This is a genomic window from Bacillus cereus ATCC 14579 (assembly GCF_000007825.1).
Classification (GTDB): domain Bacteria; phylum Bacillota; class Bacilli; order Bacillales; family Bacillaceae_G; genus Bacillus_A; species Bacillus_A cereus.
Genome location: NC_004722.1, coordinates 4306037 through 4318123, shown reverse-complemented (window position 1 = coordinate 4318123; position 12087 = coordinate 4306037). Strand labels below are relative to the sequence as shown.

Genomic DNA, 12087 nt, shown 5'->3' with positions numbered 1-12087 from the left:
GCATTCTATGTGTGAAAAGACGTCATAGAGGCACTTCTCCATGTAAATAAGGAGGACCATTTATGGAGGATGCAGTTAACGAGTACCTATTATCATTTATTGATCCGAAAGATAAATTAATTCTTGAAATGGAAGAATATGCAACAGAAAATCATGTGCCGATTATGGATCGACTTGGAATGGAATTTATGCTGCAATTTTTACGTTTAATTGGACCGAAAAGCATTTTAGAACTTGGAACAGCAATCGGTTATTCTAGTATTCGTATGATGCAAGCTATTCCAAATTCACGTATTGTGACAGTTGAGCGCAATCGTGAGCGATATGAAAAAGCACTTGAATATATAGAACGTTCCCCAGTAACAGATCGTATTTCAGTTATTTACGGTGATGCGTTAGAGACAGGTGAACAAGTAAAAGAACACGGGACATTTGACGTTATTTTTATTGATGCAGCAAAAGGACAGTATCGTCGTTTTTTTGACTTATATGAACCGTTATTAAATCCTGGTGGCGTAATTATTTCAGATAATGTTATGTACCACGGTCTTGTAACGACAAAAGAGAAAATTGAAAACAGACGTACACGTGGTTTAATCCGTCGTATTAAGACGTACAATGAGTGGCTTATGAACCATGAAGGATATGATACAACGATTTTCCCAATTGGTGATGGAGTAGCTGTTAGTAAAAAGAGAGGGTGACCAAGGTATGAAGAAACCTGAATTGTTAGTAACGCCAAGAGCGGTGGCGGATATCGAACAACTTGCGAAAGCAGGAGCAGATGCGGTAATGATCGGTGAGCAAAAGTTTGGTTTACGTTTAGCAGGAGAGTTTTCACGTGAAGATGTAAAACAAGCTGTGAAGATTGCACATGAAAATGGTGTGAAGGTATACGTAGCCATGAACGCTATGTTCCACAACGATAAAGTAGAAGAATTAACAGATTACGTTTCATTTTTAAACGAAGTAAATGTAGATGCAATTGTTTTCGGAGATCCAGCGGTATTAATGGCTGTTCGCGAAGTAGCACCAAATATGCAGTTGCACTGGAATACAGAAACGACAGCAACAAACTGGTTCACTTGTAACTACTGGGGACAAAGAGGAGCGAAGCGCGCTGTATTAGCTCGTGAGCTGAGCTTAGATGAAATTGTTGATTTAAAAGAAAATGCTGAAGTGGAACTAGAAGTACAAATTCACGGTATGACTTGTATGTTCCAATCGAAGCGTTCATTAGTAGGAAACTACTTTGAGTATCAAGGACGTAATCTTGACATTGAAAAGAAAAAATATGAAGAGAATATGTTCTTATATGACCCAGAGCGTAACAATAAATATCCAATTTATGAAGATGAAAATGGTACTCACATTATGAGTCCCAACGATATTTGTTTCATCGATGAATTAGAGGAACTAATCGAAGCTGAAGTTGATAGCTTAAAAATCGACGGTGTACTAAAAAGCTCTGAATACATTATTGAAGTAACGAAGAAATATCGTCAAGCGATTGATTTATGCGTAGAAGATCGTGATGCATATTATGACGTGAAAGATGATCTATATAAAGAAATAGAAGAAATGCAACCAGTAAATCGTCCGTTAGATACAGGATTCTTCTTTAAAGAAACGGTTTACTAAACGAGGAGGGTGTAGGAAATGACTGTACAAGAAATTTCACGAGTGATCGATGGCAAACGTGTTATTGTGAAGAAACCTGAACTGTTAATCCCTGCGGGTAACTTAGAAAAATTAAAAGTAGCTATCCATTACGGGGCAGATGCTGTATATTTAGGTGGACAAGAATTTGGTCTTCGTTCGAATGCAGGTAACTTTACGCTAGAAGAAATGGCAGAAGGCGTTGAGTTTGCAAAGAAGTATGGAGCAAAAATATACGTAACAACAAATATCTTTGCGCATAATGAAAATATGGACGGGCTAGAGGAATATTTAAAAGGGATTGAAAAAGCTGGCGTAACGGGAATTATCGTTGCTGATCCGCTTATCATTGAGACTTGTAAACGCGTAGCGCTTTCTGTTGAGGTGCATTTAAGCACACAGCAATCACTATCCAACTGGAAAGCAGCACAGTATTGGAAAGAAGAAGGTTTACATCGTCTTGTATTAGCTCGTGAAGCAAGCTATGAAGAAATGAAAGAAATTAAAGAAAAAGTGGATATTGAAATTGAAGCATTCGTACATGGTGCAATGTGTATCGCATATTCAGGAAGATGCACATTAAGTAACCATATGACAGCGCGTGATTCTAATCGTGGTGGTTGTTGCCAATCTTGCCGCTGGGATTATGATTTAGTTCAAACAGTATCACAACATAAAGATGCAAAAGAGCTTCCTCTATTCCAAGAAGGAGATGCTCACTTTGCGATGAGTCCAAAAGATTTAAATTTAATTTTATCCATTCCGAAAATGATTGAAATCGGAATCGATAGCTTAAAGGTAGAAGGACGTATGAAATCAATCCATTACGTAGCGACTGTAGCAACTGTATATCGTAAAGTAATTGATGCTTATTGTGCGGATCCAGATAACTTTGAGTTTAAACAAGAATGGTTAGATGAGCTTGATAAATGTGCAAATCGTGATACAGCTCCTGCATTCTTTGAAGGGGTTCCAGGACATCAAGAGCAAATGTTTGGAAATCATAGTAAGAAAACAACGTATGATTTTGCTGGTTTAGTGTTAGATTATAATGAAGAAACGGGCATCGTAACGATTGAGCAACGTAATCATTTCAAACCAGGACATGAAGTGGAGTTCTTTGGACCAGAAATAGAAAACTTTACGCAAACGGTGGAGAAAATTTGGGATGAGGATGGAAACGAATTAGATGCAGCGAGACATCCGTTGCAAATCGTGAAATTCAAAGTGGATCAACGAGTGTATGTGAATAATATGATGCGCAAAAGCATACTTCAATAAGAAAGAGTGATAGTCGAATGGGGACGAATAAGCCTGTTGTAATTGGAATTGCTGGTGGTTCGGGATCAGGTAAAACGAGTGTAACGAAAGCGATTTTTGACCATTTTAAAGGTCATTCTATTTTAATCTTAGAGCAAGATTATTATTACAAAGATCAAAGCCATTTACCAATGGAAGAGCGTTTAAAAACAAATTATGATCATCCGCTTGCGTTTGATAATGATCTGTTAATTGAACATTTGCAGCAGTTGCTTGCATATGAGCAAATTGATAAGCCTGTATATGACTATACATTGCATACGCGTTCAGAAGAAATTATTCCAGTTGAGCCGAAAGATGTAATTATTTTAGAAGGAATTCTTATTTTAGAAGACCCACGTCTTTGCGAGTTAATGGACATTAAATTATTCGTTGATACGGATGCTGACCTTCGTATTCTGCGCCGCATGCAGCGTGATATTAAAGAGCGCGGTCGTACGATGGATTCAGTTATTGATCAGTACGTAAATGTTGTACGTCCAATGCACAATCAATTTATTGAGCCTTCTAAGAAATTTGCGGATATTATTATCCCTGAAGGTGGACAAAACCACGTTGCAATTGATATTATGGTGACAAAAATTGCAACAATTCTTGAACAAAAAGTAAATTTGTAATAGCATAGTAAAAGATATACGGTAGGAAGGGATTTTTTCCCTTCTTATCGAATACAATGAAACATGCAACCTCATCTATATATAGGTGAGGGCATATTTATATCAACTTTCCATACATATCTTCTTTATATAAAGAAGAATTGGAAATACGGGGTTGTATGTGACAACTCCGCTAGTGCAAGGGTACTAGAAACCTCCGCTAACAATGGAAGCGGAGGAGTTTTCATATGGAACTCCTCTTTTTTTCAGGGGATTGGTATATAAAAGGAGTGGAAAATATGTCAACAGAAAAAACATACCCTATGACGCAAGAGGGTAAGCAAAAACTAGAGAACGAACTTGAGCAATTAAAAACAGTAAGACGTAAAGAAGTAGTAGAACGTATTAAAATCGCACGTAGCTTCGGGGACCTTTCTGAGAACTCTGAGTACGATGCAGCGAAAGATGAGCAAGCGTTCGTAGAAGGACGTATTACACAATTAGAAAATATGATTCGTAACGCAGTTATCATTAAAGATACTGGCGAAGTATCTACTGTTGTTACATTAGGTAAAACAGTAACATTTAAAGAATTACCAAACGGAGATGAAGAAGCGTATACAATCGTAGGTAGCGCGGAAGCTGATCCATTCGAAGGAAGAATTTCTAACGATTCTCCAATCGCAAAAAGCTTATTAGGTAAGCAAATTGGTGAGAAAGTAACAATCCAAACACCAGGCGGAGAAATGCAAGTAGAGATTGTCTCTGTAAAATAAAAAAAAGATTCTCCTATCGGGAGAATCTTTTTTTTATCCCGCTATTTGCCAGGCAGTAAGACCACTATCTCAAACTTCAGCGGAAGTAAAGAAGTTAGGTGGGCGTCGGACTGCTCGTAAACGCCCGCTTGGTGAGGGCTAATTAAAGTTTCACTTTATCTGTAGAATAGAAAAAATTGTGTAAACCTTAGAGTGATTCGACAAAAAATGTCAAAAAAACATTTTAAACTTTGATATCATAATTGGAGAATATAGGTTTCAAAAGGGAAAAGGGGCTAATTATGAAACATAAAATCTTTACAGGATTGGTTTGTAGTATCTCTATATTAGGACTTGCTGCCTGCGGAACGAAAGAGGAAACTACATCATCAAAGGGAGAAAAAGTGAAGCAAGAAGAAAAACAGGATATTAAAGCAACTGAGAGTTCAAAAGCAACTGAGAGTTCAAAAGCCTTAGCAAATCCACAAGATAAAAAGGAATTCAATGATTTTGATGTAGCGTATCAATTAGCTATTGTGATGAAAATATTTCAAGATGTAACGATTAAGTACGATTATGCGATTGGGAATCCAGATTATTTATTGCGAGATTCGATGGATCAAAAAACAATAGATGATATGAAGAATATGTTACAAGAACAGGCGAAAAATAATGATAAAATTTTAAAAGATGAAGTGAATCAAGCATATACATATTTAAAACAATCGAAAGTAAGTAATAAAGATGACGTTCAAAAAATAATAGATGCACAAAATAATTATTTACATATTGTAGATAAGATGATTACTTGTATTGATTCTGTAACAGTTGAGAATGCAAAAGAAAAAAGAAATGAAATGGATAATTTCAGTAAGGACTATTTAAAAGTAGCGGCTAATGTAACAACTACTGTAATTGAAGTTGCTAAAAACACTGGAGTGAATGAAACTGAATTTAAATCGCTTCTTACGAAATTTTTAGAGAAGCCAAAAAAACAATAATAGCTTTATATAATATCTATTTTTGTTTTGGAGCTTGTATAAATAAAATAGTACCTCGTCTAAACTACAATAGACGAGGTGTTTTTTATGAAAATAAAACGGAGAATTACAATTGTTTTAATTTGTTTTATGAGCGTTATGTTTTTATTGCTTTGTCGTTTAATCCAAATTCAAATTATAGATACAGAATCATTTACTGATCGCAAAATAAATTTAATTGAAAAAAGTGTTACGCAACGCACACAATCCATTACAGTAGACGATGGACGTGGGCAGTTTATAGATCGTAATGGTAAAGAAATAGGTGAGGAAAAATATCCTGTTTTAATTATTTTTCCATTTTTACAAATAAAAAATGACATGTTAGAGAAAATCGCGCATATCATTGGTGTGTCGAGACAAGAGATTAGAAGACAAATGAAAAATAACAAAAATGCATTTACCCTACAAGGAGAAACTGCTCCATTTCGAGTGACACGAGAGCAGATGGAGAAGGTAAATGAATTACATGTATTAGGTATTGTAGCAGCTGAAGTGCGATTAAAACAAACTGGAGAGATAAGTCATTTAATTGGTGATGTAGGGGAGAACGAAAGGGAATTTCAAAAGCGATATGGAGAATTGAAAAAAATTTCAAAACAAACGCCGATAGGTATTTCAGGATTACAGCAATCATTTGATGAATTTCTATTGACTGATGGAGAGGCAAAAGTATTATATCAAGTAGATCGGCAAGGAGAACCAATTTTCGGAAAGCAAGCGAAATACACTTCACCAGGAAATCCATTTTATCCAGTTAGGATTCAAACTACTTTACATAAAGAGTTGCAGCAAAAAGCAGAAGAAGTGATTGAAGCAAACGAAATAAAGAAGGGGGGATTAGTATTACTTGATGTAAAGACAAATGAAATATTAGCGATGGTTAGTAAGCCGTCTTTACAAGTAAGGGATGAGAATTTATATAAAACTACACTTGAAAATCAAATGTTAACGCCACATTTTCCAGGCTCTGTTTTTAAAACAGTAGTTGCAGCTGCAGTCATTGATCAAAAAGTAAATTTGTTTAATCGGACATTTAACTGTAATAAAGATTTATATGGTGAAAACGACCCGCAAGTTAGGATGGGTACGCTTAACTTTAAAGAGAGCTTTGCTAGGAGCTGTAACAGGACATTTTCCGAGTTAGGTAACGAGCTATTACAAAAGGATAGGACGGTGTTAGAAACATACGTAGCAGCTCTAGGAGCAAATGAAAAGGTTGGATGGAAAGGTTCTGTATTTCATACACCTCATTTTGAGCAAATGCCAGAAGAGAAAGGCACTACTATTTGGGGGAATGAAGAAAATAAAAGTAATAAAAAAGCGGTAGAACAAACAGCGATTGGACAGAAAGATGTACGTATATCACCTCTAGCAATTGCAAATATGATGGCGACGATTGCGAGGAATGGAGAAAAGATGGAAGTGAAAGCTGTTGAAAAAATAGTATATAAAAATGGAGCGGATTTTTTTACATTTGAGAGCCATACGTTAAATGGAAAACAGCTTTCGTATGAAACAGTGAAAACATTACAAGAGTTATTAAGAGGCGTTGTAACAAGGGAGAAAGGAACAGGAACGGCATTCCGCTCGTTGCCACTAAGTGTCGCTGGAAAATCCGGGACAGCGCAAACGGGGAAAGGGACGAGGGTGAATCGCTGGTTTGCAGGTTATTTTCCGTATGAGAATCCAAGATATGCTTTAGTTGTTGTTGATCTAGAGACTGATAGCAAAGTGAATAAAGTTACACCTACTTTTAAAGATATGGTGGGAGCAATCTATCAATTAGAGAATGAAAAGTAATCTTGCAATTTATAGTGAAATGTCTTCATTTCATGAAAATATCATTGTAAATGTTCAACCTTTCTAGATTTAATGTTACAATAGCAATTAGGAAAAACTGCATGGAGGTTTGGAGAATGGCAGGAGGATCAAGATTCCAACAGAAACAACAAAAACGTCGTCAAAACGGTGTTTTAAATATTGCAATCGCTATTGTATTACTATTAGTAGCTATTGTAGCATATCAATTGTTCGTTCCTAGTACGAAAGAGCAAGCATCTTCTACTGATAAGAAAGTCTCTCAACAAACAACAAAGAATGAGAAAGCTGGAAAATCAGAAGATAAAGAATCTGCTAAGAAAAAAGAAAAAGAACAAGAGCAAGCAGAAGCTAAGAAAAAAGCTGAAGAAGAGAAGCTAAAGGCTGAAGAAGAACAGAAAAAAGCTGAAGAAGAAGCGAAAGCTAACGAGAAAGTATCAGCTGAAAAAACTGTATCTAAGGCAAAAGAGGCTTACACAAAACCTTCTTGGAAAGCTGTAGGAACAGAACAAGGTTCATCACCGGCGATGACGTTTAAACAAGGGTCATCAGATTGGAATGAGATGCAAAGTGCAATTGCTGCAGGTGTTGAGATACCGAAAGAGCAATTAGTATTCCATTTTGTTGGAAGAGACAAAACTGGAAAGAGCAAAGCTTATGGTGATGTTCAAGATAAGCAAAGTGGGAAAAGATATTACGTAAATATTGATTGGGTAGACAATGAGGGCTGGAAACCAGTACTTGTTCAAACTCTAAACTAAAAAAGAGAAGCTCCTTAGGAGCTTCTCTTTTTTGTTAACGCAATTTCTTTAATTTAAAATGAACAACCGCGCTATAATACGGTCTTTTGCTTTCAGGATCCATAACCATTTGATGAGAGATGTGATGAACTTCAAGCATAAGTGCTTTATTATTATCAATTTGTTCACTAATTTTTCGTTCTAAAGAAGCTAAGTCTCCCGCTTCAAAAAACTCTACTTTATCTTCTAACATTTCAAAGGTAAATGACATGAAGACGGCCCCTCTCCTATGTAATCAACTATAGTGTAACAAAGAAAAGAAGGAAATACCATGTACATTTCAATTGACATTTTTAGAAAGAGGGAATATCATACTGATAAAACCGATAAGAAAAAGGGGAATTTTTATGGGTACAGAATTTAATGGTTTATTTGATGAGTGGGCTCATACGTACGACTCATTTGTACAAGGCGAAGATATACAATATAAAGAAGTTTTCGCTCATTATGAGGACATTCTAGAGGATGTAGTTAACAAGTCATTTGGTAATGTATTAGAATTTGGTGTCGGTACAGGTAATTTAACAAATAAATTATTACTTGCTGGCCGCACAGTTTACGGTATAGAACCGTCGCGTGAAATGCGCATGATTGCAAAAGAGAAATTGCCAAAAGAATTTTCAATTACAGAGGGTGATTTTCTTTCGTTTGAAGTTCCAAATTCAATTGATACCATTGTAAGCACCTATGCATTTCATCATTTAACAGATGATGAAAAAAATGTAGCGATTGCGAAGTATAGTCAATTGCTAAACAAAGGTGGTAAAATAGTGTTTGCTGATACGATATTTGCAGATCAAGATGCATATGATAAAACTGTTGAAACCAGCAAAAGAAAGAGGTTTCCACCAGTTAGCAAACGATTTGCAAACGGAATACTATACACGTATTCCAGTTATGCAGACTATTTTTGAAAACAATGGCTTCCATGTAACTTTCACGAGATTAAATCATTTCGTTTGGGTAATGGAGGCAACTAAGCAATAGAAAGAGGGATTAGATTGAGAATTGCTGTAATTGGAGCAATGGAAGAAGAAGTACGTATTTTACGTGACAAATTAGAACAAGCAGAAACAGAAACGGTTGCTGGTTGTGAATTTACGAAAGGGCTATTAGCAGGGCATGAAGTAATCTTGTTAAAGTCTGGTATTGGTAAAGTAAACGCAGCGATGTCAACGACAATTTTATTAGAAAAATATAAGCCTGAAAAAGTAATTAATACTGGTTCAGCTGGTGGATTCCATCATTCTCTAAACGTTGGTGATGTAGTTATTTCCACTGAAGTTCGTCACCATGACGTAGATGTAACAGCATTTAACTATGAATATGGTCAAGTACCAGGAATGCCGCCTGGATTTAAAGCTGATGAGGCGTTAGTTGCATTAGCTGAGAAATGTATGCAGGCTGAAGAAAATATTCAAGTTGTAAAAGGTATGATTGCAACAGGTGATTCATTTATGAGTGATCCGAATCGCGTTGCAGCCATCCGTGATAAATTTGAAAATCTTTATGCGGTAGAAATGGAAGCAGCAGCTGTTGCACAAGTATGCCACCAATATGAAATTCCGTTTGTTATCATTCGCGCACTTTCTGATATTGCTGGTAAAGAATCAAATGTTTCATTTGATCAGTTTTTAGATCAAGCAGCTCTTCATTCTACAAACTTTATCGTAAAAGTGTTAGAAGAGTTAAAGTAATGTAACAAAAAGGCAACTGTCTCATATAAAGAAAATACATACAGTTGCCTTTTCTTTATTGGCAAACAAGGGGGAGAACACGATGAATGTATATCGTGGAGTTCATGAGTTAATTGGTCATACACCAATTGTAGAAATTACTCGTTTTTCACTTCCAATAGGGGTCCGTTTATTTGCAAAGCTTGAATTTTATAATCCAGGCGGAAGCGTTAAGGATCGTTTAGGAAGAGAATTAATCGAAGATGCGCTAGAAAAAGGGCTTGTTACCCAGGGTGGAACAATTATTGAACCGACTGCTGGGAATACTGGTATTGGACTGGCACTTGCAGCATTAGAACATGATTTACGTGTTATTGTTTGTGTACCAGAGAAATTTAGTATTGAAAAACAAGAATTAATGAAAGCACTAGGTGCAACTGTCGTGCATACACCGACTGAGCAAGGAATGACCGGTGCAATTGCTAAAGCAAAAGAGTTAGTAAATGAAATACCGAATTCATACTCTCCAAGTCAGTTCGCAAATGAGGCAAATCCTCGTGCATATTTTAAAACATTAGGACCTGAACTGTGGGACGCATTGAATGGAGAGATTAACATATTTGTTGCTGGAGCAGGAACTGGCGGTACGTTTATGGGGACTGCATCTTACTTGAAAGAAAAAAATATAGATATTAAAACAGTTATCGTAGAGCCAGAAGGATCTATTTTAAATGGTGGTAAGGCTGGTTCACATGAGACCGAAGGAATTGGACTGGAATTTATCCCCCCATTTTTGAAGACATCTTATTTTGATGAAATTCATACGATTTCTGATCGAAATGCATTTTTACGAGTGAAAGAATTAGCGCAAAAAGAAGGACTTCTCGTTGGAAGCTCTTCAGGAGCAGCATTTCATGCGAGCTTACTTGAGGCAGAGAAGGCAGCACCAGGTACAAATATTGTAACCATTTTTCCAGATAGCAGTGAGCGCTATTTAAGTAAAGACATATACAAAGGATGGGAATAAAAAATGAGAGCAAAGACAAAGTTAATTCATGGTATTCGCATAGGAGAACCTTCAACTGGATCTGTAAACGTACCGATTTATCAAACAAGTACGTACAAACAAGAAGCAGTTGGTAAGCATCAAGGATATGAATATTCACGTACAGGTAACCCAACACGTGCAGCTTTAGAAGAAATGATTGCTGTATTAGAAAATGGGCATGCTGGATTTGCATTTGGTTCAGGAATGGCTGCTATTACAGCGACAATTATGTTGTTCTCAAAAGGTGACCACGTTATTTTAACAGATGATGTGTATGGCGGAACATACCGCGTTATTACGAAAGTATTAAACCGTTTCGGTATTGAGCATACATTTGTAGATACAACAAACTTAGAGGAAGTTGAAGAAGCGATTCGTCCAAATACGAAAGCAATTTATGTAGAAACACCAACGAACCCACTACTAAAAATTACTGATATTAAGAAAATATCTACTCTTGCTAAAGAGAAAGACTTATTAACAATTATCGATAACACATTCATGACGCCATATTGGCAGTCGCCGATTTCTTTAGGAGCAGATATTGTGCTTCATAGTGCAACGAAATATTTAGGAGGTCATAGTGACGTAGTTGCAGGTCTAGTAGTTGTAAATAGCCCACAACTAGCAGAAGATCTTCACTTTGTACAAAACTCAACAGGCGGTATTCTTGGACCACAAGATAGCTTCTTACTACTTCGTGGTTTAAAAACGTTAGGAATTCGTATGGAAGAACATGAAACGAATTCACGCGCTATTGCTGAGTTCTTAAATAATCATCCAAAAGTAAATAAAGTATATTACCCAGGTCTTGAATCACATCAAAACCACGAATTAGCAACAGAACAAGCAAATGGATTTGGTGCTATTATCTCATTTGATGTAGATAGTGAAGAGACATTAAATAAAGTACTTGAGAAATTGCAGTACTTTACACTTGCTGAAAGTTTAGGAGCAGTAGAAAGTTTAATTTCTATTCCATCTCAAATGACACATGCATCAATCCCAGCTGATCGCCGCAAAGAATTAGGAATTACAGATACATTAATTCGTATTTCTGTCGGTATTGAAGATGGTGAAGATTTAATTGAAGATTTAGCACAAGCGTTAGCATAATAAAAAAATGCACTGCTCTATATTAGCAGTGTGTTTTTTTATTACATCATTTTGTGAAACATTTCACAAAATAGACATACACAAACGAAATGATTTCATGTATATTGAATTCAGGAAATGTTACTCACGAACAAACTTGTGAAAAATTTCACAAACAATGAAATTCATGTAGGAAAGCATCTCTATTTTTTTATGTTAATTGGGACTTATTTTGACCTATAGGGACATATAAGGACCGTGATAGTAGAATAGGAGG

12 protein-coding genes and 1 pseudogene are annotated in these 12087 nt (G+C 36.1%); 12 read left to right on the top strand and 1 reads right to left on the bottom strand.

Annotated features, from left to right (window positions below; genetic code table 11):
* Nucleotides 1–62: 62 nt before the first annotated feature.
* From BC_RS21880 to BC_RS21845, 8 genes are all read left to right on the top strand, one after another.
* The gene (locus tag BC_RS21880) at nucleotides 63–704 is read left to right on the top strand and encodes an O-methyltransferase (protein ID WP_000389102.1); all 642 of its coding nucleotides are present in this window, start codon (nucleotides 63–65) and stop codon (nucleotides 702–704) included.
* Between the two features lie 7 nt (nucleotides 705–711).
* Complete coding sequence (locus BC_RS21875; RefSeq protein WP_000742806.1) at nucleotides 712–1641, top strand: peptidase U32 family protein; 930 nt, start codon at nucleotides 712–714, stop codon at nucleotides 1639–1641.
* A gap of 18 nt (nucleotides 1642–1659) precedes the next feature.
* Complete coding sequence (locus tag BC_RS21870) at nucleotides 1660–2940, top strand: peptidase U32 family protein (protein ID WP_000217966.1); 1281 nt, start codon at nucleotides 1660–1662, stop codon at nucleotides 2938–2940.
* Between the two features lie 17 nt (nucleotides 2941–2957).
* Nucleotides 2958–3596 carry a uridine kinase gene (gene udk, locus BC_RS21865; protein WP_000537078.1) on the top strand — a complete coding sequence of 213 codons (639 nt, stop codon included), beginning with the start codon at nucleotides 2958–2960 and terminating at the stop codon, nucleotides 3594–3596.
* A gap of 278 nt (nucleotides 3597–3874) precedes the next feature.
* Nucleotides 3875–4351, top strand: a complete 477-nt coding sequence (greA, locus tag BC_RS21860; RefSeq protein WP_000102591.1) for a transcription elongation factor GreA — start codon at nucleotides 3875–3877, stop codon at nucleotides 4349–4351.
* Nucleotides 4352–4632: 281 nt separating this feature from the next.
* Entirely contained in the window at nucleotides 4633–5331 is a 699-nt protein-coding gene (locus BC_RS21855) for a hypothetical protein (protein WP_000680872.1), read from the top strand.
* Between the two features lie 87 nt (nucleotides 5332–5418).
* Entirely contained in the window at nucleotides 5419–7173 is a 1755-nt protein-coding gene (locus BC_RS21850; RefSeq protein WP_000695148.1) for a peptidoglycan D,D-transpeptidase FtsI family protein, read from the top strand.
* Nucleotides 7174–7289: 116 nt separating this feature from the next.
* Nucleotides 7290–7952, top strand: coding sequence for a YrrS family protein (locus BC_RS21845; RefSeq protein ID WP_000897098.1), 663 nt, complete (start codon nucleotides 7290–7292; stop codon nucleotides 7950–7952).
* Nucleotides 7953–7986: 34 nt separating this feature from the next.
* Here BC_RS21845 and BC_RS21840 read toward each other — a convergent pair whose 3' ends face one another.
* Nucleotides 7987–8202 (bottom strand): YrzA family protein, encoded by a 216-nt coding sequence (locus BC_RS21840; protein ID WP_000010984.1) that lies wholly within the window; start codon nucleotides 8200–8202, stop codon nucleotides 7987–7989.
* 136 nt (nucleotides 8203–8338) lie between these two features.
* On the opposite strand from BC_RS21840, the pseudogene BC_RS21835 reads away from it, so the two are divergent.
* From BC_RS21835 to BC_RS21820, 4 genes and pseudogenes are all read left to right on the top strand, one after another.
* Nucleotides 8339–8978 (top strand): annotated as a pseudogene (locus tag BC_RS21835) (class I SAM-dependent DNA methyltransferase).
* Between the two features lie 14 nt (nucleotides 8979–8992).
* On the top strand, nucleotides 8993–9688 hold the full coding sequence (mtnN, locus tag BC_RS21830) for a 5'-methylthioadenosine/S-adenosylhomocysteine nucleosidase (protein WP_001217024.1): 696 nt from the start codon (nucleotides 8993–8995) through the stop codon (nucleotides 9686–9688).
* Nucleotides 9689–9770: 82 nt separating this feature from the next.
* A complete protein-coding gene (locus BC_RS21825) occupies nucleotides 9771–10694 on the top strand; it encodes an O-acetylserine dependent cystathionine beta-synthase (protein WP_001103874.1) in 924 nt (307 codons plus the stop codon).
* A gap of 3 nt (nucleotides 10695–10697) precedes the next feature.
* A complete protein-coding gene (locus BC_RS21820) occupies nucleotides 10698–11831 on the top strand; it encodes a bifunctional cystathionine gamma-lyase/homocysteine desulfhydrase (protein WP_001201908.1) in 1134 nt (377 codons plus the stop codon).
* Nucleotides 11832–12087: the final 256 nt, after the last annotated feature.

Excerpts from the sequence above, each read along its gene's own strand:
- BC_RS21880 (WP_000389102.1), top strand. The coding sequence starts at position 63 with ATGGAGGATGCAGTTAACGAGTACCTATTATCATTTATTGATCCGAAA.
- BC_RS21875 (WP_000742806.1), top strand. The coding sequence starts at position 712 with ATGAAGAAACCTGAATTGTTAGTAACGCCAAGAGCGGTGGCGGATATC.
- BC_RS21870 (WP_000217966.1), top strand. The coding sequence starts at position 1,660 with ATGACTGTACAAGAAATTTCACGAGTGATCGATGGCAAACGTGTTATT.
- udk (WP_000537078.1), top strand. The coding sequence starts at position 2,958 with ATGGGGACGAATAAGCCTGTTGTAATTGGAATTGCTGGTGGTTCGGGA.
- greA (WP_000102591.1), top strand. The coding sequence starts at position 3,875 with ATGTCAACAGAAAAAACATACCCTATGACGCAAGAGGGTAAGCAAAAA.
- BC_RS21855 (WP_000680872.1), top strand. The coding sequence starts at position 4,633 with ATGAAACATAAAATCTTTACAGGATTGGTTTGTAGTATCTCTATATTA.
- BC_RS21850 (WP_000695148.1), top strand. The coding sequence starts at position 5,419 with ATGAAAATAAAACGGAGAATTACAATTGTTTTAATTTGTTTTATGAGC.
- BC_RS21845 (WP_000897098.1), top strand. The coding sequence starts at position 7,290 with ATGGCAGGAGGATCAAGATTCCAACAGAAACAACAAAAACGTCGTCAA.
- BC_RS21840 (WP_000010984.1), bottom strand. The coding sequence starts at position 8,202 with ATGTCATTTACCTTTGAAATGTTAGAAGATAAAGTAGAGTTTTTTGAA.
- BC_RS21825 (WP_001103874.1), top strand. The coding sequence starts at position 9,771 with ATGAATGTATATCGTGGAGTTCATGAGTTAATTGGTCATACACCAATT.
- BC_RS21820 (WP_001201908.1), top strand. The coding sequence starts at position 10,698 with ATGAGAGCAAAGACAAAGTTAATTCATGGTATTCGCATAGGAGAACCT.